The sequence below is a fragment of the Streptomyces sp. CWNU-52B genome (genome assembly GCF_047444975.1).
In the GTDB taxonomy this organism is placed as follows: domain Bacteria; phylum Actinomycetota; class Actinomycetes; order Streptomycetales; family Streptomycetaceae; genus Streptomyces.
Window position 1 is genome coordinate 43200 of the sequence record NZ_JBLFJV010000008.1, and the last position, 19069, is coordinate 62268.

Below are 19069 nucleotides of genomic sequence, written 5' to 3' on the forward strand. Positions count from 1 at the left end.
TGCGGTGGTCGGTTGGGGGTCGCCGCTCGCGGGGGAAAGGTTGCCGGTCCCGATGCGCGCGCCCCGGCTGACCGCGACGCGGATTGCGTCTCCCAGGCATTCGGTCGCCCTGGTGAGCGCGAACCGCACGGCGTACTCACCCGCCTCGGCGTCGTCGAGCACGGCTCTGGCTCCCAGGAGGACCTGTTCACCGGAGTCCAGTTGCGCCGCCTCCAGATCGTCGGCGAGCAGGGAGAGCCGGCTCCGGTCGCTGTCGGTGCTCAGGTAACAGGGCTTGCCCTCAGGGGTCGTCCACGGCAGCAGACGCAGCGCCCCCATCATGCGGACACCTCCAGGTCACGGAGGTAGGGGCGCACGAGAGGCGTGTCCCACTCGAAGCCGCCTGCTTGGAGAGCGAGTTGGCAGCGGCACATCGGTGTGACGGTTGGGGTGGGTACGGCGGGCGCGGCTCGGTGCCGCCCCCGGGCGGGCAGCAGGACGCGCAGCAGTAACTCGCAGAACCACGTGACGAGTTCACCCATGACGGGTGCTCCTTCGGGTGAGAGAGGGGTGCTTGACGAGCGGTTGTCACCGTTCGTGTCGCAATCGTCACCGACCGGATCTACGCTGCGGAAGAGGCTGGGCGTTGTCTGGGCGCCCTGACAACGGTGAGGGGTGACATGGGGGAACTTGTTGACGGGGGAGCGGGTTCGGGACTCGCGGGGCTGGGGCGGACTCTCCGGTTTCTGAGGGAGACGGCCGGAAAGTCGCTGGGGCAACTGGCCCAGGAGACGGCGTACGACAAGAGCTATCTGAGCCGCCTGGAAGCGGGAAAGCGACTGTCCAAGATGACGGTCATGGAGAACCTGGACCGCTACTACGAGTCCGGCGACCTGCTGGTCCAGCTCTGGAAGGTGGCGCGGCACGACGCGTTCAAGGACAAGTACAAGGAGTTCATGGCGCTGGAGGCGACTGCGCGGGTGATGCACCTCTTCACACCGGGAGTGCCTGGACTGGTGCAGACCGAGGAGTTTGCCCGCGAGCTGTTGTCTGGTGCCCAGGCAACAGCGAGCAACACCGAGGAAGTAGAGGAACAGGTGGCTGCACGTATGGGGCGGCAGCTTCTATTACGACGGGACCCGGCGTGCAACGTCCGCTTCATCATTGACGAGTACGCGTTTCGGCGTTCTGCGGCCACCGCGAAGACCTGGGACGACCAACTGCTTCACCTTGAGGCCGTGGCCATGTGGCCGAACGTTGTCCTGCAGGTGCTCCCCTTCGATACCGGAGTACATCACCTCATGGATGGATCACTGACCCTGTTGTGGCAGAAGGACGGAAGCGCTGTTGCCTACAAGGAGGGCAACGGGGACGGCGAGTTGATCGACGACTTGGAGGATGTCCTGCGCCACCGCTTGTCCTACGATCGGTTCCGAGACTTGGCGCTGCCCCCGTCGGACTCGCTGATGTTCATCAGGGGCGTACTGGAGGAACACAGGTCATGAAGCACACCCCTGACCTCAGCACCGCTGCCTGGCGCAAGTCGAGCCACAGCGATGGGGGAGCGAACAACTGCGTTGAGGTGGCCGACGGTTACCCGGGCCTCGTGCCGGTGCGTGACAGCAAGGTCCCCGACGGCCCGGCGGTCGTGTTCGGCGCGTCTTCGTGGGCGTTGTTCGTGAGCGGAGTGGAGGAAAAGGCGTGACTCCTGACCTGAGCGGTGCGGCCTGGCGCAAGTCGAGCCACAGCGACGGCGGGGACAACAACTGCGTCGAGGTCGCCGACAGTTACCCCGACCTCGTCCCCGTTCGCGACAGCAAGACCCCGGCCGCCCGGCCCCTGGTCTTCTCGGGGGCCTCCTGGGCCGTGTTCGTGGGCGGCGTCAAGCGGTCCGTGGGTGTGCGCGCCCTCGCGTGAAGCGAGCCGAGAGCGGCATCTCTAGTCCAGCGCGGGCGGCGGGGTAGGGGCCCCCGGCAGTCGGATCGTCGCGACCGTGCCGCCGCCCTCCGCCGGGCCCAGCGTCACCTCGCCGCCCGACTCCTGGACCGTGCGGGCCACGATGGACAGGCCGAGGCCGGAACCGGGGAGCGCCCGTGCGTTCGGGGAGCGCCAGAAGCGGTCGAAGACGTGCGGGAGTTCGTCGGCGGGGATACCCGGGCCGTGGTCCCGTACGGTCAGCTCGCCCTGCTTGAGCACGACGTCGATCGCGCCGCCCTCGGGGCTGAACTTCACCGCGTTGTCGAGGATGTTCACGATCGCCCGCTCCAGCGCGGTCGGCTCCGCCCGTACGAACCAGGGGTGCACGTCCGCCGTGATCGTCAGCTCCGGGCCGCGCAGCCGGGCCCGCCGCAGGGCCGACTCCACGGTGTCCTGCAACGCCACCACCGGCACCCGGTCGGCCGGGGTCCCCGTGTCCGACCGCGACAGGGTCTGCAGATCGCCGATCAGCGCGGCCAGTTCGGTCATCTGCGCCGTCACCGAGGCGAGCAGCGCCTTGCGGTCCGCCGGGGGGATGGGCCGGCCCGTCTCCTCGCTGCGGGTGAGCAGCTCGATGTTCGTACGCAGCGACGTGAGCGGGGTACGCAGCTCGTGGCCCGCGTCGGCGATCAGCTGCTGCTGCAACTCGCGGGAGCTGGCCAGCGACGCCGTCATCGAGTTGAAGGAACGGGAGAGGCGGGCGATCTCGTCCTCGCTCTCCTCCTCCACGGGGATCCGCACGGAGAGGTCCTCGGTGCGGGCCACGTGCTCGACCGCCTCGGTGAGCTTGTCGACCGGACGCAGGCCCGCGCGGGCCACCGCCAGCCCGGCGGCCCCGGCGCCGAGCACCCCGATGCCGGAGACGAGGAGCAGGATGAGCGCGAGGTCGTTGAGGGTGTCCTGGGTGTTCTTCAGCGGGAGGGCGACGAGCAGACCGGCCTTGGACGAGGCCTGCGTGCTGGGGCCGGTGACGGTCAGCCCCGTCACGACCATGACGCGTACGTCGGTGTCGTCCGAGTCGGTGCCGTTGCGGAAGACGCTCCGCGGGGGACTCTCCTCCCCGATCACGTCCTTGTCGCCCTGGGTGGCCTCGACCGTGCCCATGGAGAACGGCAGGACGCAGGCCGTCCCGTTCTCCATGACCAGCTCGAAGTAGGCGGTGCGCGGCGGGCCGGTGTCGTTGTCGCCGTTCAGCGGAGTCGGCGACTGCGAGCAGTTCGAGACCGCGTCCTGGGCCTGGGCCTCGATGCCCCTCATCGCCAGCGTCTTCTGGAGGTCGTTGTCCAGCTGCTCGATCAGTTTGCCCTGCACGATGAACCAGCACGTCACCGAGACCGCCGCCACCGCGAACGCCACCGCCGCGGCCACCAGCAGGGACAGCCGCGCCCGGATCGGCAGCGCGGTGAAACGGCGTACGACGCCCTTCACTCCGCCCCGCCCGACCGGAGCACGTACCCCACACCCCGCACCGTGTGGACGAGGCGCGGCTCGCCGCCCGCCTCCGTCTTGCGGCGCAGGTACATCACGTACACGTCCAGCGAGTTGGAGCTCGGCTCGAAGTCGAAGCCCCAGACCGCCTTGAGGATCTGCTCCCGGGTGAGGACCTGGCGCGGATGGGCCAGGAACATCTCCAGCAGCGTGAACTCGGTACGCGTCAGCTCGACGGCCCGCCCGGCCCGCGTGACCTCCCGGGTCGCGAGGTCCATGCGCAGGTCGCCGAAGGTGAGCGCGTTGTCCGCCGGGACACCGACCGCCGCGGCGGCGTACGAGCTGCGCCGCAGCAGTGCCCGTACCCGGGCGAACAGTTCGTCCAGCTCGAACGGCTTGACCAGGTAGTCGTCGGCGCCCGCGTCGAGCCCGGTGACCCGGTCGCCGACCGTGTCACGGGCGGTGAGCATCAGGATGGGTGTCGTCGTGCCCGCGCCGCGCATCCGGCGGGCGGCGGTCAGGCCGTCCATCCGCGGCATCTGGATGTCGAGGACGACCAGGTCCGGCTGGTACGCGACGGACTTGTCCAGGGCGTCCGCGCCGTCGACGGCCACCTCGGTGTCGTACCCCTCGAAGGCGAGACTGCGCTGGAGTGCTTCGCGCACGGCCGGCTCGTCGTCGACGATCAGGATGCGCTGCGGTTCACGGTCGCCTTCGGCGGGGCTGGCGGGGCTCATCGCGGTCAGTTCCTCGGGTGCGGTGGGACGTGGGCGGGGCGCTTTCAGCCTCGCACGTTTCCGGGTCGTTCTCGTAGCGCCGCCGGGCCCGGAAGCCGGGAGGGGCCCGGGAAACGGAGGGGCCAGGGAGCGGTCAGCCTCGTACGGCGATCAGCTTCGTACGGTACGGCGGGTGCGGGCGGCGGTGGCGCCGCGGCGGGCGGTGCCGCGCGGAGCCCGCGCCGTGGCCGTCTCGGGCGCGCGGGGCGTCGGCGCGTGCAGCTCGTGGGCCACCGCGAGCGCCAGGGGCAGCCCTGCCGGGTCGGCGCCCGCGAGGGTGTGGGACACGGTCCTGATCTGCATGACGGCCTCCGCGGTCTGGGGTCTGGGGTCCGGGGTCTGAGGTCCGGGGTCTGAGGTGGGTCGGTCGGGTCCGGCGGAAGCGCGCTCGTCGCTCAGCTGTCGGAGCCGCCGGCCCGCAGCGAGGCCAGGTCGGCCTTGACGGTGTTCACCGGGATCGCGAAGCCCAGTCCGACGCTGCCGGCGGTCGACGAGGACGAGGAGTCCGTGGCGGCCGAGTACATCGCGGAGTTGATGCCGATGATGTTGCCGTTCATGTCGATCAGCGCGCCGCCGGAGTTGCCCGGGTTGAGGGACGCGTCGGTCTGCAGCGCCTTGTACGTCGTCGTGGACGAGCCGGTGTCGCCGTTGAACTCCTGGCCGCCGAACTCGAACGGCCACTGACCGCTGCCACCGCCGTTGCCCCCGCTGCCGCCGCCCTGCTGTTGCTGCTGCTGGCCCTGGCTCTCGTCCGTGGAGACGGTGACGTCCCGGTCGAGCGCGGAGACGATACCGCTGGTGACCGTGCCGGTCAGGCCCTCGGGCGAGCCGATCGCCACGACCTCGTCGCCGACCTTGACGGCGTCGGAGTCGCCGAGCGTCGCGGGCGTCAGACCGGACGGCGCGTCCGTCAGCTTGATCAGCGCCAGGTCCTTCTTGCTGTCGGTGCCGACGACGCTCGCGGTGTACGACTTGCCGTTGCTCAACTGCACCTTGATCTGGGAGGCGCCGGAGACCACGTGGTTGTTGGTGATGATCTCGCCGCCGGTCGTGATGACCACACCGGAACCGGTCGAGGAGCCCGCGTTCGAGGTTGCGCTGATCTCGACGATGCTCGGGCTGACCGCCTCGGCGACCCCGGCGACCGTGCCCTTCTTGCTGGTGGCCACGACGCTGGTGCTCGTGGTGCTGCTCGCGGCGGTGTCGTTGCCGGTCAGCTCCTGGAAGGCGTACGCGGTACCGCCGCCCACGGCCGCCGCAGCGATGGCGACGGCGGCGAGCAGGGCCAGCGGCCCCTTGGCACGCCTGCGGGAGGCGGCGGGCGCGGCGGGCGCGGCGGAGACGGGCTCCGCGAGGAGAGCGGTGGGAGCGGTGCCCGGCGCGGCCGGCCGATGCGCCGGCGGGGGCGGCCACTCCGGGTTCACGGGGGAGGCGTACGGCTGCTCGGAGTACGCGGACTGCTGCTGGTCGCCCTGGGGGTACTCGCCGCTACGGCGGAAGCTCTCGGTCATGAGTAAGACTCTGTCGCCCGCTGATGAGAGCTCCCTGAGTGCTCCCTGAGAAGCCCGACAGAACGGCGTATGCCCGATATAAAGGCGCCGGACCCCGCCACGCCAGGGAAACGGGTGATGTCCGCACGGTGATGTGCGGGAAGCGGCGGGCGAACACTTGTCGGGCTGCTGTGAAGTACATGTGCAGAGAGGTTTGCGGACCGCAGGCTTGGTGGGTTCACGACACACCACGTCACACCACCGCGTCACATCACCACTTCAGGAGTCCTGAGTGATACCTGCTCCGCGCAGCCGTTGGAGACGTTCCGCCGCGGCGTTCCCCGCGGCCGCCCTCGCGCTGGCGCTCACGTGCGCCGGCGTCCTCGCCGCCCAGCCCGCGACCGCGGCGGACGGCCCCGCCGGAGGTCTGCCCGACACGAGCCTCGCGCAGCCCGCGAAGCCGGCCTCCTCGCCGAAGGAACTGCACGACCGGATCGCCGACGCCGCGCAGGCGACCGGCGAGACCCCCGAGGACGCGTCGCCCAGCAAGTCGCCGTTCATCATCGGCGGCGGCCAGACCACCATCGCCAGTGCCCCGTGGATGGTCCAGCTCGGCTATTACGACCCGGCCACCGACGAGGGCTACTTCTGCGGCGGCACCCTGGTCGCCCCGAACAAGGTCCTCACCGCCGCCCACTGCGTCGCGGGACTCGACTGGGTGGGCAACGGCGCCGTCCTGGCCGGCACCACCGACCTCGACGACTACACGAACGGCACCTACGCGGGCGTGTTCCGCCAGTGGAACCACCCCCGCTACAACGCCGACACCATCCAGAACGACATCGCGGTGCTCACCCTGGACCGCCCGCTGCTCGACCGGCCGACCCTGCGTCTCGCCGCGTCCGACGACAGCGCGCTCTACACGGCCGGCACCGCCGCCACGGTCTACGGCTGGGGCCTGACCTCGGGGGCGGACGACGCCACCCTCTCGACGAAGCTGAAGAAGGCCAGCCTGCCGCTGGTCGCCGACTCGACCTGTGACAGCGCGATGGCGTCGGTCCTGGGCGAGGACTACTTCGTGGCCGGCTCGATGGTCTGCGCGGGGGCTCCCGCGACGGGCGTCGACGAGGGCACCGACAGCACCTGCAACGGCGACTCCGGCGGCCCGCTGGTCGTCGGCAACAAGATCGTCGGCGTGGTCTCCTGGGGCGTCGCGGGCTGCACCGCCAAGGGCGCCTACCCGGTCTTCTCCAAGGTCAGCTCGTACGCCTGGGCGGCCCAGCCGCGCATCGACGACACGGACCTGTCGTACGACGGCCGCGCGGACCTGCTCGGACGCACTCCGTCGGGGGGCCTCTTCCAGCAGAACAGCACGGGCACCTCGCTCGCGCAGCGCGCCTTCCAGGGCACCGGCTGGCAGAACGCCGACTGGGCCCTCCAGGCCGACCTGGACCGGGACTTCTACCAGGACCTGATCATCCGGGACAAGAACGACGGCAAGCTGTACCGCAGTTACATGGACCACTCCGTCGGTGACTGGGCCTGGATGCAGATCAGTACGGTCTGGGGCGGCTACACGTCGTACGCGATCCCCGGTGACCAGACGGGCGACGGCCGCCCCGACCTGGTCGCGGTGGACACCGACGGCTCGGTCTACCTCTACCCGGGGCGCGGCAACGGCGAGTTCTACGGCAAGGTCAAGGTCGTCAGCGGCTCCTGGAAGAACGTGAAGGTCCTCGGCCACGGCGACCTCTCCGGCGACGGCAAGCCCGACCTCCTGGTCCGCTCCACGGACGGCACGCTGTGGCTCTACCGCGGCACGGGCAAGGAGCACACTCCTTGGGCGACCCGGATCAAGGCCCGTACCGGCTGGAACTTCACCGCGTACGTCTCCAGCGGCGACGTCACGGGAGACGGCATCGCCGACGTCATGACCCGCGACTCGGCGGGCACCCTCTGGCTCTACAAGGGCACGAACAAGCCCACCACGGACCTGTTCACCACCCGCACAAGCCTGGGCACCGGCTTCAACCAGTACAACCTGCTCTTCTGACCCAGCCCCAACACGGCCGCCCCCGCCAACCAGCGGGGCCGGCCGCCACGGGTTCTTCAGGGGCGCGGGGAACGGCGCGCTCAACCACGCCCGACCCGCACCCGGCAGACGGCCGGGGGGCGTGGGCGAAGCCCCGCCTTCAAGGGGCGCGGGGAACGGCGCAGTTTTCGGGGGCGCGGGGAACTGCGCGACCAGCCACGACGCACCCGCAGCCTCAAAACGCGGCCTGGCACCCACAAGAACGCCGGACCACCAAGGAAGACGGGAACAACTTCAACCGCTCCCGCCGAGCCCCAGCAACCCGCAACCCATCATCGAGCACCAGATCAACCGCCGCCCGAGCCATGGCAGACCGATCACTCGCGATAGTGGTGAGCGGCGGATCAGTCAACGCCGCCTCCTTGATGTCGTCGAACCCGGCGACAGCCAACTCCCCCGGCACATCGATCCGCAGCTCACGAGCCGCCCGCAGCACCCCGATCGCCTGGTCGTCGGTGGAACAGAAGATCGCCGGCGGCCGATCCGGCCCGGCCAGCAGCCGAAGCCCCACCTGATACGCGTCGTACCGGTTGTAGAGCGCCTCGAAGAGGCGACCCTCCGTGGAGCGCCCCGCCTCGTGCATCGCACGCCGCCAGCCCTCCACATGGTCCGAGACCGGGTCACCGACGGTCGGCGTCTCCGCGACACCGCCGAGACAGGCCACGTACTCGTACCCGTGCTCCAGCAGATGCCGCGTGGCGAGCTGCGCGCCCCCCACGTCGTCCGTGACCACCGCGACGTCGTCGATCGCCTCGGGCCGCTCGTGCAGCAGCACCACCCGCGCGTCCCACGCGTCTATCTCGGCCGCGGCCAGATCGTTCAGCGCGTGGCTGACGAGGATGAGCCCCGAGACCCGCATACCGAGGAAGGCCCGCAGATAGTGGACCTCGCGCTCGCCGACGTAGTCGGAGTTGCCGACGAGCACCATCTTTCCGCGTTCGGACGCGGCCTGTTCGACCGCGTGCGCCATCTCCCCGAAGAAGGGCTGGCGCGCGTCCGGCACGATCAGGCCTATGAGGTCCGTCCGCCGTGACGCCATGGCCTGGGCGACCCGGTCCGGTCGGTACCCCAGCTCCTTGATGGCGGCGAGTACACGCTCGCGCGTGGCCGGGGCGACCGGCCGGGGTCCGTTGTTGATGACATAGCTGACGACGGCGGTGGACGTACCCGCCAGTCGTGCCACATCATCCCGAGTCACCTTGGCCACGCGCGGAGTCTACGCGGATGGACCTACCGCTGGGCAGGTCGTACGACTTCTTCCTGCGTCCTCGCCTGCGGTTTCGCCGGCGCCTCCGGGGCGGCCGCGGCGTCGAGGTGCGCCGTCTCGTCCGCATCCTCCGGCTTTGGCCGGGCGGCCTTGGCCTTCGCCTCGTCCGCCGCCCGGTCCACCTTCTCCGGGGTAACGAATCGGTAACCGACGTTCCGGACGGTGCCGATCAGCGACTCGTGCTCGGGGCCGAGCTTCGCGCGCAGCCGTCGTACGTGGACGTCGACGGTCCGGGTGCCGCCGAAGTAGTCGTACCCCCAGACCTCCTGCAGCAGCTGGGCGCGGGTGAAGACCCGGCCCGGGTGCTGCGCGAGGTACTTGAGGAGCTCGAACTCCTTGAAGGTCAGGTCCAGGACCCGGCCCTTGAGCTTGGCGCTGTAGGTGGCCTCGTCCACGGAGAGGTCGCCGTTGCGGATCTCCATGGGGGAGTCGTCGTTGACGATCTGCTGGCGGCCCATGGCCAGCCGCAGCCGCGCCTCGACCTCGGCCGGGCCCGCGGTGTCGAGGAGTACGTCGTCGATGCCCCAGTCGGCGGTGACCGCCGCGAGGCCGCCCTCCGTCACGACGAGGACGAGTGGACAGCCGGGCCCCGTGGAGCGCAGCAGCTGACACAGGCTGCGCACCTGCGGAAGGTCACGACGGCCGTCGATGAGGATGACATCGGCACCCGGGGTGTCGACGAGTGCGGGCCCTTCTGCCGGAGCCACGCGTACGTTGTGCAGCAGCAGGCCGAGGGCGGGAAGCACCTCCGTCGACGGCTGGAGGGCGTTGGTCAGGAGCAGCAGAGAGCTCATCGCGCTCCACCTGCCTTGGTCGTCATACGGTCACGCACGGTTCGCTCGCCCATAACGTCTGGTTCCTCCTCGGTCCCTGCGAGGACGTTTTCGGCACTGCTTCGTACTGCTTGTTCGTACTGCTCGTTCGCACTGTTTGCGGCTTCCGCGCCCCTGGGGGCCGCACCTGCGCGGAGAGTCGTATACGCGGTTCGTATACAACGCTCCAGAAAGCGCAAAAGGACCCGGGGGCTTCTCTGCCCGAGTCCTCTGCCCAGGAGAATAGCCCACATGAGCCAAGGTCCGGCAGGTCATGTGACGCGATCTTTCATTCGTCCAGAACCTGAGACGGCTGGAGGATGTACGGAAAGTGCTCCGCGCGGAGCTCCCCGAGGGGCGCTGAGAAAGTTTCTGCGCACCGCCGACGGGGTGACGATCGACGCCGCCTACCAGCCCGGAACGAGCCCGTCCGGTGACCCGTCCGACGACGGTCCGGGGGACCGGCCCGGGGGCCTCGTCATCGTCGTGGCGCACGGCTTCACCGGAGATCTGGAACGTCCGCACGTCCGGCGGGTGGCGGGCGTCTTCGCGCAGTACGCGGCCGTGGTCACGTTCTCCTTCCGCGGGCACGGATCCTCCGGCGGGCGCTCCACGGTCGGCGACCGCGAGGTGCTCGATCTGGAGGCGGCGGTGCGGTGGGCACGAGAGCTCGGTCACACCCGGGTGGCCACCGTCGGATTCTCCATGGGCGGCTCGGTGGTGCTCCGGCACGCGGCCCTGCACGCGCGGAGCGACGAGGAGGACGCGGACCGCGCCGGGAAGAACGCCGGGGAGGACGGGGAGCGCGAGGAGCACAGGGGGCGCACGGGCGCGCACTTGGACGCGGTGGTTTCGGTCAGCGCACCCGCCCGTTGGTATTACCGGGGTACGGCCCCTATGCGGCGCCTGCACTGGCTGGTAACCCGGCCGGTGGGCCGCGCGGTCGGCCGTTACGGGCTGCGCACCCGCATCCATCACCGCGACTGGGACCCGGTCCCCTCCTCCCCGGCGGAGTCGGTTCCGCTGATCGCGCCCACCCCGCTGCTGATCGTCCACGGGGACCGGGACGGCTATTTCCCCGTGGACCATCCGCGGATGCTGGCCGAAGCCTCCGGCGACCACGCGGAACTGTGGCTGGAGCGGGGGATGGGTCACGCGGAGAACGCCGCGGACGACGAACTCCTGGCCCGCATCGGGGAATGGGCCGCCACTCACGCGGGCTAGCCTTGGCGGAATCAGCCACCGTTTCAGTTGTTCCAGTTCACTGTTGATCGAGTTGATCAACGGGCGCCAGACGGAATCAGACGGAATCAGAAGGAATCAGATGGCAAAGGGCACGGTGCGTTACTGGGCCGCCGCCAAGGCCGCCGCAGGCGTCGCCGAGGAGCCGTACGAGGCGGAGAACCTCGCGCAGGCGCTCGACGCGGCGCGCGAGCGACACCCCGGCGAACTCGGCCGGGTCCTGCGGCGATGCTCGTTCCTCATCGACGGTGACCCCGTGGGAACCCGCGGGCATGAGACGGTACGGCTGGCCGAGGGCGGCACGGTCGAGGTGCTCCCGCCGTTCGCAGGAGGGTGACGGGACACATGAGCAACCAGCCGTACGAGGGCCCCTACGAGGGCCCTTATGAGGGGTACAACCCGTACCAGCAGCCGTACGACGAGGCCGCCGCGCAGCAGCAGTACGCCCAGCAGCAACACACGCAGCAGCAATACACGCAGCAGTGGGAGGGCCAGACCTGGGAGACCCAGGTCCAGCCACCGCTCACACCCGGCGCACCGGCCGCGGAGACGGCGTACCTGCCGCAGCAGGGGCCGGGGGAACCGGCGTACGCGCCGCAGTACGGCGCGGTGGCGGAGCCGGACTGGAACCAGCCGCAGGGCTACGGAGCCCCGGCCCCGGCGGCCCCTGCCCCGGCACCGGCGGCCGGCGACGCGGGTGCCGCCTACGGTCCGCCCACCGTCACCGGCGGCCCCCAGCTCACGGCAGCCCAGCGCGCCCGTGCGGAGGGGCGTTCGCCGATCATCGAGCCCGGAGTGCAGCCGGCGGCGCTGACGGCGGTCCTCGGGGCGCTGCTCGCCGGCACGGCCGCCATCGGGCAGTACGCGCTGGTGGTGCCCCTGGTGATCCTCCAGGCGGTGACCGCGGCGGGCTGGTTCCGGCTGAACGGGATGTGGCCGGCCAGGCAGGGCATCGTGCTCGCCTTCGCGGGCGCGCTCACCGCGGACGTGGCCCTGCTCGCGGCCGGTCGGGACAACGCGCCCGCCGCGATCCTCGGCACGCTCGGCGTGTGGGTCCTGCTGACGCTCGTCCTCCAACTGCGCAGCCACGCCTCGCCCGACGAGCGGCTCATGGGCCTGCTGGCCACGGTCGTCTCGGCGGCGCTGGCGATCATCGCCACGGGGCATCTGGCGGCCGACCCGGACGCGGTGATCGTGGGCGGGGTGGCGGTCGCGGCGGCGATCCTGGCGCGGGCGCTGCCGCTTCCGACGGCGGCGTCGGTGGTGGTCGCGTTGCTCGCGGCCGCGGGAGCGGGGATCGCCGTGGGCGGGCTGACGGACCTGGGTACGGGCGGGGCGCTGCTGGGGGCCGGGGCCGGGGTGTGTGCCCTGGTGGGCCACCGGGTCGCCAGTTACGACTACCCGTCGAGGTTCGTGCACTTCACAGCGGGAGTGGCGCTACCGCTGGCGGCGGCGTCCCCAGCGGTATATCTACTGGGCCGAGCCCTACTGTGACCCCGCCCCGTTCTGGGGGCTGCCGCCCCCAGCCCCCCGCATCGGCCTGAACGGCCTCGTCCTCAAACGCCGGACGGGCTAGGTGGTAGGGCCGAAGCCCCGCCTTCCAGGGGTGCGAGGAACGGCGCGCTCAACCACCCCCGGCCCGCACCCGTCGGCCGGCCGGGGGGGCGCGGGCGAAGCCCCGCCTTCCAGGGGCGCGGGGAACGGCGCGCTCAACCACACCTGACCCGCACCCGTCGGCCGGCCGGGGGGCGTGGGCGAAGCCCCGCCTTCCAGGGGCGCGGGGAACGGCGCGACCAGCCCCCACCGGGCCCGCAGACACACCCCCCCGCCGAAGCAAACGCTGTCACAGCTGATCGACAACCCGCCTCGGATTCCCGGCCGAACCCCCCGGTAGGGATACCCTCACGCGGAGAAGACCGCCGAGGTGGGGGAACACGGACACATGCGAGCACTACGAATACTCCTGATCGTCGTTGTCGTCCTGGGCGGACTCTTCGTCATCGCGGACCGCGTCGCCGTGGGCTTCGCGGAAGACGAGGCCGCGGACAGGCTCAAGACCAACGAGGGCCTGGCCAGCACCCCGGACGTGTCGATCAAGGGCTTCCCCTTCCTCACCCAGGTGGTCGGCGGCGAACTGGACGAGGTCGAGGTCGGCATCAAGAACTACGACGCCGACACGAGCGGCACAGGCGACGCCCCCGCCAAGATCCGCATCGACGACCTCACCGCCCAGATGCGCGGCGTCGCGTTTTCCGGCGACTACAGCTCCGCGAAGGCGAACTCGGCCACCGGCACGGCCACGATCTCGTACGCCGAACTCCTCAAGGCGGCCAAGGCCGAGCCCGTGGAGGTCACCACCGGGGTCACCGCCCAGGTGGTCGGCCTCTCCGACGGCGGCAACGGCAAGATCAAGGTCGAGGTGGAGGCCACCGTGCTCGGCACGAAGCTCCCCCGCCCCGTCTCCGTGCTCAGCTCGGTCAGCGTCAAGGGCGACACCGTCGAGGTGCACGCGGACTCCCTGCCCAAGCTGGGCGTGCAGCTCGCCGAGGACAAGGCCCGCCTGATAACCGACTTCCGCCAGAAGATCGACGGCCTGCCGGGCGGCATCAAGCTCGACAAGGTGCAGGCGGCCACCGACGGCGTCGACATCGAGGTGAAGGGTTCGGACGTCAGCCTCGTCGGGTAGGCGGTAACTGCGGTGGCCGGCCGACGGCAGTCCGAAGGGCGAGACCGAGCCGTCCGCACCGCAGATGCGCGAGAGATGTGACGAGGGTCGCGAACGGCCCAGGGGCGCGCGGGAACAACCCGCGCGCCCTCTGCATCCCACATCGCGGACGATCGCGTCTCAGCATGCGACACGCCGGTGACATGCCCGCCTGTCCGTCCTTACGATCGACGACATGAAGCGCCAGGCGGACCTCACGAAGCGGCGGGCAGTAGACCTGTGCCGCGTCGCCGCCATGCTCTGTCGCACTTTCTGAGCGGCACCGGAAGAGCTCCGTCCTTCCGCGAGCCAGGCCCTTCGACCCTCTGTCGAGGCCACCCGCGCCGCGTACGCCCCTGGCGGCCCCGTCCGCAGAGCGCGTACCCGCACCCCTCACTGACGCACAGCCCCGCCGCAACTGCCCCGGAGGAGAACAAGCATGAGCCGCAGTGACGTCCTGGTAGACGCAGACTGGGTCCAGGAGCACCTGGACGACCCGACCGTGGCCGTCGTCGAGGTCGACGAGGACACGTCCGCGTACGAGAAGAACCACATCAGGAACGCCATCCGGATCGACTGGACCAAGGACCTCCAGGACCCGGTCCGCCGTGACTTCATCGACCAGGAGGGCTTCGAGAAGCTCCTGTCGGGCAAGGGCATCGCCAACGACACCCTGGTCGTCCTCTACGGCGGCAACAACAACTGGTTCGCGTCCTACGCCTACTGGTACTTCAAGCTCTACGGCCACGACAACGTGAAGCTCCTCGACGGTGGCCGCAAGAAGTGGGAGCTCGACTCCCGCGACCTGGTCGACGGCTCGCAGGTGCCCGAGCGCGCCGCGACCACGTACAAGGCCAAGCCGCAGAACAAGGCGATCCGTGCCTTCCGCGACGACGTCGTGGCGGCCATCGGCCGGCAGAACATCGTCGACGTGCGTTCGCCCGACGAGTTCTCCGGCAAGCTGCTCGCCCCCGCGCACCTGCCGCAGGAGCAGTCGCAGCGCCCCGGCCACGTGCCGAGCTCGCGCAACATCCCGTGGTCGAAGAACGCCAACGACGACGGCACGTTCAAGTCGGACGACGAGCTCAAGGCCCTCTACGAGGACGAGCAGGTCGACCTGTCGAAGGACACCATCGCCCTGTGCCGCATCGGTGAGCGCTCCGCGCTGACCTGGTTCGTGCTGCACGAGCTGCTCGGCGTCGAGAACGTCAAGAACTACGACGGCTCGTGGACCGAGTACGGCTCCCTCGTCGGCGTGCCGATCGAGCTCGGCGCCGGCAAGTAACCCCCAGGACCCAAGGACCCCAGGCCTCAAGGACGGAAACGAAACATGTGTGGAGCGAAGGCCGGCGGCCCCGACGCCTCGACGATCAAGCCCGGTGAGACCACCATCCAGGGTCAGGTGACCAAGGACGGCGAGCCGGTGGTGGGCTATGTCCGCCTCCTGGACTCGACGGGTGAGTTCACCGCCGAGGTCCCGACCTCGGCGACCGGACAGTTCCGCTTCTACGCGGCCGAGGGCACCTGGACCGTTCGCGCCCTGGTTCCGGGCGGCACGGCGGACCGCACGGTCGTCGCCCAGACCGGCGGCCTGGCCGAGGTGGCCATCGCCGTCTGAACCGTCCGGCGGTTCGCACCGTATGAACGGCCGAAGGGCCGCACCCCCGGGGGTTGGACGCTTTCCGGTAAGGGGTGTGGCCCTTCGGCTTGCCCGGAACCGGAGCAGCCGTTCTACGCTGGACGTATGTATGCGCGAAGGCGGCACGTCTACTTCGCCATGATGGGGACGTGCATCGGGCTGTTCGTGCTGGCCTGGGCCGTCGTACGGCTCTGGTCGGTGCCGGTCGCCGTCGGCATGTGCGTCGTGGCGATGGTGATCCCGCCGATCGCGGCGATGACCGCCAACCGGCGAGGCCCCGACGACCGCTGGTGGGACGACCCGTCGGGCGACACCAAGTCCGACGAGTGGTGGGACGAGCTGGACGGCAAGAAGCGTCAGTAGACGAGTGGCGCCAGTGGACGAGTGGCGTCAGTAGACGAGTGCCTGGGTGTCGTCCGCCAGCGCCTCCTGGACGAAGACCTGCGCCCCCGCGATCCGTACGCCCTCGATCACGTCCTTCTCCGTGATGTCACGGCGGGCCGCGCACTGCGTGCAGAGGGTCAGCCGGCCGCCGGCCAGGATCGAGTCGAGCAGGCCGGAGAGCGGGGCCGCGTGCGGCAGCTCGAACTCGTCGGCGCGGCCCGGCAGCGCGAACCACGCGGACTCGCCGGTCAGCCAGAGCGAGACGTCCACCCCGCTGGCCACGGCGACCGCCGCCACCGTGAAGGCCTGCGAGCAGCGTTCGGGGGCGTCGGCCCCTGCCGTCACCTTGATCACGAGCTTCTTCGCCATGCCCGAATCGTAATCAACTCCCCTGCAACCCAAAGCGTTGGCCATGGGTCTCCTGTGCGCGCGGATACGGAATCCGCGTCTCGCGTTCTGTGGGGGACGACATTTTGGAAACACCCGAGGCACCACCTGAAGCACCGCATGAGGCTTCTGAGAGACCTGAGGCGCCTGAGAGATCTGAGGTGCATGAGGGGCCCGAGGTGCATGAGGGGCCCGAGGCATCCCAGGCACCTGAGGCGCCTGAATCAAAGGATCAAGACGCAGCGGAGGAACCCGCGCCCGCGGCGCCCGTGGCGCCCGCACGTGTGCGCCGGCGTGGACGTACGACACTCCTGATCGCCACGGCCGCCGTCCTCGGCCTGGTCGCCGGAACCTGCACCGGATACCTCATCCAGGCCGACCGTGAGCCCACCGCGCTGCCGTCGCTCTCGCAGCCCGCCGTCGCGCAGGCCGAGGGCAAGGGCCCCGAGCCCCTGTCGGCCGCCCAGGACCGCAGGGTGCGGACCGACGGTGACCTGCGCAAGCTGCTGGTCGAGCGGCCGAGCGGGACCCGGGACGTGACGGACACCGAAGGCACGGACGGCTGGCTGGACCTCGACACGTTCGCGAACGACTACACCGAGCCGAAGGTCGCCTACCGCAACCTCGTCGACGACGAGTTCCGGCGCACGGCCGTCACCGCCTGGCGGACGGGCAGCACGTACACGGCCGTGGTCGAGCTCGTGCAGTACCGCCAGGACGAGGGCCTGACCGCCCGTGATTGGACGGAGAACGAGCAGAACGTGCGGGCGGAGCGCGGGATGGACAGCTGGCCCGTGCCCGGCACGGGCGACGGTATGGCGTACGTCCAGAAGCAGCCCGAGAACAAGGCCGGGTACCTGCCGATGTACTCGGCCCAGGCGTACGCCTGGCGGGGCGACATCGCCGTGCAGATCTATTTGTACGACAGCAAGCCGCTCCCCAAGGCCAAGATCCTGGACCTGGCCGAGCAGCAGATGGAGCGGCTGTGAGCGAGACCTCGAACAGCGTCCCCGCGGGGGAGCCCGAGCCCGTGGCGCCGGACGCGAAGAAGCCCGTACGCAAGGGCAGGATCGCGGCCCTCGTCGGTCTCGGCCTCCTGGCCGCCGCCGTCGTCGCGGGCACCGGCTACACCGTCGTGACCGTCGACGGTGCCGACCGTGACGCCGGCGCGCCCGTCTGGGACCTCCCGAAGGAGAAGGCGGACCACACGAAGCCGGCCGCCGCCACCGGGCTCGCGAGCCTGCTCGTGCCGTACGCGGAGTACGAGTGGCGCCGCGGCCCCGACCTCGGCGAGTACGGCCACGACTCCCAGCTCGACGGTGCCGAGGCCGCCGCCCTGCGCAAGGAGTCGCTGCGCGACCTGCCGCGCTCCCAGCGGCTGCGGCTGGAGAAGCAGATCGACAAGCAGCGCCTCCAGGGCATGGCGATGCGCAGTTACGTCGGCGAGAAGGACATCACCTACGACGACTCGGACCATCCCTTCTCGGTGAGCGTCGTGCTGTCCCGGATGGAGAACAAGGCGGCCGTCCGGGACATCGCCACGTTCCAGAACGAGTTCCTCGACACCCTGGGCGTCTTCCGCGAGGGCCCGGCCGTCAAGGGCCACAAGAACGCCCAGTGCTTCCTGCAGCCCAAGATCGCTGACGGGGAGATCGAGGTGATGTTCTGCTCCGCGTACGAGGGAGACGTGCTGGTCAGCGCCACCGCGTCCGGGACCAGGCCGCTGAACACCAAGGGAGTGGCGTTGCTGCTGCGCACCCAGCTCGACCGCATCACGGACCCGGGGGAGGCGGTATGACCCAGCAGGCAGAACACGAGCAGGTGGAGCAGGCGACCGTGCCTCTGCCGCCCGAGCCCGAGCCCGAGCCCGAGACAGAGCCCGAGACAGAGGCCGAGCCCGAGGCAGCGGCAGCGGTCGTGGTCGTGAAGGACCGCCGGGTCCTGCGGGCCGTGCTGCGGTGGACCGCTGCCGCCGTGGTGTTCGCGGCGGTCGGCACGGCCGCCGCGTACGGCGTCACGCGGCCGGAACGCACCGACCTGCCGGGTCTCGCGACCGAGGCCGACGGCCGCTGGGACTACCCGGAGATCGTCAAGCCGCCGCTGCCGTCCGGCAGCCCGGGGCCCTTCGCCGAGGCCAACACGGCCGCCGCCCACCACGCCGACCTGCGCGCGCTCGTGCTGCCCGCGCCCGAGGGCGCGACGGCCGACAAGGCGCTGCGCGGCAAGGACGGCTGGCTCGCGACGAAGGACTTCCTGGCGGAGTTCACGTCGAAGAAGGACCGGAAGACGGCCGGCCAGGTGCTGGCCGACTACGGGCTGCGGCACATCGCCGCCCGCGGCTGGACCACCCAGGACGGCACGCACACGCGGATCTACCTGCTGCGCTTCGACACGGCGGCCGTCGCGGACGAGCTGTACGCGGCCGAACTGGTCCACTACGCCAGCCCGACGTTCGCCGTGCGGGGCGCCGAGGAGTTCGTCCGGGACGAGGGTTTCCCGGAGAAGACCGAGCTGGCCCACGTGAGCCGTTCCCCGTACCGGGAGATCGCGCCGTACGGTGCGGAGCAGGTCCGGCAGGTCTACCTGTCCGCGGGCGACACGGTCGGTGTGATCGTGCAGTCCCGCAAGGGCACCGCGAAAGCCGTCCCGTTCCGGCAGACCGTGGTCCTGCAGAGCCAGCTCCTGGGCTGACAGACGGACCTCGGAGAGAGAGCCGGTCCCCGTCCCACTAGAGTGGGGACCGGCTCTGTACTGCCCACCACCGCGTCACCCGAGGAGCACCCCGTGCTTGAGTACTTCTTCGAAGCTCTGCTGGTCCTGGTCTGTGTCGGCGTCCTCGCCTTCACCGGGCTGGCCGTGAAGAAGCTGTACCAGGGCCAGCGCTGACCCCCA

General features: G+C 70.4%; 23 protein-coding genes and 1 pseudogene. 15 read left to right on the forward strand and 9 right to left on the reverse strand.

Annotated features, from left to right (window positions below; genetic code table 11):
* Positions 1-51: 51 nt before the first annotated feature.
* Together ACLVWQ_RS10980 and ACLVWQ_RS10985 are read right to left on the reverse strand one after the other, a co-directional pair.
* Positions 52-321, reverse strand: a pseudogene (locus tag ACLVWQ_RS10980) (hypothetical protein); the annotation flags it as partial.
* Positions 318-521, reverse strand: coding sequence for a hypothetical protein (locus ACLVWQ_RS10985; RefSeq protein ID WP_414108146.1), 204 nt, complete (start codon positions 519-521; stop codon positions 318-320). The pseudogene ACLVWQ_RS10980 and the gene ACLVWQ_RS10985, both read right to left, overlap by 4 nt.
* A 138-nt stretch (positions 522-659) precedes the next feature.
* Here ACLVWQ_RS10985 and ACLVWQ_RS10990 point away from each other — a divergent pair, with 138 nt between their 5' ends.
* The 3 genes from ACLVWQ_RS10990 to ACLVWQ_RS11000 are packed head-to-tail and all read left to right on the forward strand — an operon-like array spanning position 660 to position 1896.
* Positions 660-1484 carry a helix-turn-helix domain-containing protein gene (locus tag ACLVWQ_RS10990; RefSeq protein WP_414108147.1) on the forward strand — a complete coding sequence of 275 codons (825 nt, stop codon included), beginning with the start codon at positions 660-662 and terminating at the stop codon, positions 1482-1484.
* Positions 1481-1684, forward strand: coding sequence for a DUF397 domain-containing protein (locus tag ACLVWQ_RS10995; protein WP_414108148.1), 204 nt, complete (start codon positions 1481-1483; stop codon positions 1682-1684). Before ACLVWQ_RS10990 ends, ACLVWQ_RS10995 begins: the two co-directional genes overlap by 4 nt.
* The gene (locus tag ACLVWQ_RS11000; protein WP_414108150.1) at positions 1681-1896 is read left to right on the forward strand and encodes a DUF397 domain-containing protein; all 216 of its coding nucleotides are present in this window, start codon (positions 1681-1683) and stop codon (positions 1894-1896) included. Before ACLVWQ_RS10995 ends, ACLVWQ_RS11000 begins: the two co-directional genes overlap by 4 nt.
* Positions 1897-1917: 21 nt before the next feature.
* Here the strand turns inward: ACLVWQ_RS11000 and ACLVWQ_RS11005 are convergent, their stop codons facing one another.
* The 4 genes from ACLVWQ_RS11005 to ACLVWQ_RS11020 all read right to left on the reverse strand — a co-directional run bounded on the left by ACLVWQ_RS11005 (position 1918) and on the right by ACLVWQ_RS11020 (position 5671).
* On the reverse strand, positions 1918-3384 hold the full coding sequence (locus ACLVWQ_RS11005) for an ATP-binding protein (protein WP_414108152.1): 1467 nt from the start codon (positions 3382-3384) through the stop codon (positions 1918-1920).
* A complete protein-coding gene (locus ACLVWQ_RS11010; RefSeq protein ID WP_414108154.1) occupies positions 3381-4121 on the reverse strand; it encodes a response regulator transcription factor in 741 nt (246 codons plus the stop codon). The genes ACLVWQ_RS11005 and ACLVWQ_RS11010 overlap by 4 nt, the downstream gene beginning before the upstream one ends.
* A gap of 150 nt (positions 4122-4271) precedes the next feature.
* Positions 4272-4463 (reverse strand): hypothetical protein, encoded by a 192-nt coding sequence (locus tag ACLVWQ_RS11015; RefSeq protein WP_414108156.1) that lies wholly within the window; start codon positions 4461-4463, stop codon positions 4272-4274.
* A 92-nt stretch (positions 4464-4555) separates the two neighbouring features.
* Positions 4556-5671, reverse strand: a complete 1116-nt coding sequence (locus ACLVWQ_RS11020) for a S1C family serine protease (protein WP_414108158.1) — start codon at positions 5669-5671, stop codon at positions 4556-4558.
* A 271-nt stretch (positions 5672-5942) separates the two neighbouring features.
* On the opposite strand from ACLVWQ_RS11020, the gene ACLVWQ_RS11025 reads away from it, so the two are divergent.
* Positions 5943-7703, forward strand: coding sequence for a trypsin-like serine protease (locus ACLVWQ_RS11025; protein WP_414108159.1), 1761 nt, complete (start codon positions 5943-5945; stop codon positions 7701-7703).
* 214 nt (positions 7704-7917) lie between these two features.
* On the opposite strand, the gene ACLVWQ_RS11030 is transcribed toward ACLVWQ_RS11025, so the two are convergent.
* Entirely contained in the window at positions 7918-8949 is a 1032-nt protein-coding gene (locus ACLVWQ_RS11030) for a LacI family DNA-binding transcriptional regulator (RefSeq protein ID WP_414108160.1), read from the reverse strand.
* Between the two features lie 23 nt (positions 8950-8972).
* Positions 8973-9803 (reverse strand): winged helix-turn-helix transcriptional regulator, encoded by an 831-nt coding sequence (locus ACLVWQ_RS11035; RefSeq protein WP_414108161.1) that lies wholly within the window; start codon positions 9801-9803, stop codon positions 8973-8975.
* A gap of 270 nt (positions 9804-10073) precedes the next feature.
* Here ACLVWQ_RS11035 and ACLVWQ_RS11040 point away from each other — a divergent pair, with 270 nt between their 5' ends.
* From ACLVWQ_RS11040 to ACLVWQ_RS11075, 8 genes are all read left to right on the forward strand, one after another.
* Positions 10074-11045, forward strand: coding sequence for an alpha/beta hydrolase (locus ACLVWQ_RS11040; RefSeq protein WP_414108162.1), 972 nt, complete (start codon positions 10074-10076; stop codon positions 11043-11045).
* Positions 11046-11145: 100 nt separating this feature from the next.
* Positions 11146-11400, forward strand: coding sequence for a MoaD/ThiS family protein (locus ACLVWQ_RS11045; RefSeq protein WP_414108163.1), 255 nt, complete (start codon positions 11146-11148; stop codon positions 11398-11400).
* An 8-nt stretch (positions 11401-11408) separates the two neighbouring features.
* Entirely contained in the window at positions 11409-12557 is a 1149-nt protein-coding gene (locus ACLVWQ_RS11050; RefSeq protein WP_414108164.1) for a hypothetical protein, read from the forward strand.
* Between the two features lie 448 nt (positions 12558-13005).
* Entirely contained in the window at positions 13006-13749 is a 744-nt protein-coding gene (locus ACLVWQ_RS11055) for a DUF2993 domain-containing protein (RefSeq protein ID WP_414108165.1), read from the forward strand.
* Between the two features lie 214 nt (positions 13750-13963).
* Positions 13964-14044: a putative leader peptide gene (locus ACLVWQ_RS11060; protein ID WP_350310325.1), complete on the forward strand. Its 81-nt coding sequence runs from the start codon at positions 13964-13966 to the stop codon at positions 14042-14044.
* Between the two features lie 162 nt (positions 14045-14206).
* Complete coding sequence (locus ACLVWQ_RS11065) at positions 14207-15052, forward strand: sulfurtransferase (RefSeq protein ID WP_414108167.1); 846 nt, start codon at positions 14207-14209, stop codon at positions 15050-15052.
* 45 nt (positions 15053-15097) lie between these two features.
* Positions 15098-15385 (forward strand): DUF1416 domain-containing protein, encoded by a 288-nt coding sequence (locus ACLVWQ_RS11070; protein WP_033324392.1) that lies wholly within the window; start codon positions 15098-15100, stop codon positions 15383-15385.
* 126 nt (positions 15386-15511) lie between these two features.
* Positions 15512-15769: a DUF3099 domain-containing protein gene (locus ACLVWQ_RS11075; protein WP_414108168.1), complete on the forward strand. Its 258-nt coding sequence runs from the start codon at positions 15512-15514 to the stop codon at positions 15767-15769.
* 27 nt (positions 15770-15796) lie between these two features.
* Here ACLVWQ_RS11075 and ACLVWQ_RS11080 read toward each other — a convergent pair whose 3' ends face one another.
* Complete coding sequence (locus ACLVWQ_RS11080; RefSeq protein WP_414108169.1) at positions 15797-16159, reverse strand: DsrE family protein; 363 nt, start codon at positions 16157-16159, stop codon at positions 15797-15799.
* Positions 16160-16461: 302 nt separating this feature from the next.
* On the opposite strand from ACLVWQ_RS11080, the gene ACLVWQ_RS11085 reads away from it, so the two are divergent.
* From ACLVWQ_RS11085 to ACLVWQ_RS11095, 3 genes are read left to right on the forward strand one after another with little or no spacing between them, the layout of a single operon-like run.
* Positions 16462-17166 (forward strand): hypothetical protein, encoded by a 705-nt coding sequence (locus ACLVWQ_RS11085; protein WP_414108171.1) that lies wholly within the window; start codon positions 16462-16464, stop codon positions 17164-17166.
* Entirely contained in the window at positions 17163-17975 is an 813-nt protein-coding gene (locus ACLVWQ_RS11090; protein ID WP_414108173.1) for a hypothetical protein, read from the forward strand. The genes ACLVWQ_RS11085 and ACLVWQ_RS11090 overlap by 4 nt, the downstream gene beginning before the upstream one ends.
* On the forward strand, positions 17972-18868 hold the full coding sequence (locus tag ACLVWQ_RS11095) for a hypothetical protein (protein WP_414108174.1): 897 nt from the start codon (positions 17972-17974) through the stop codon (positions 18866-18868). Before ACLVWQ_RS11090 ends, ACLVWQ_RS11095 begins: the two co-directional genes overlap by 4 nt.
* Positions 18869-19069: the final 201 nt, after the last annotated feature.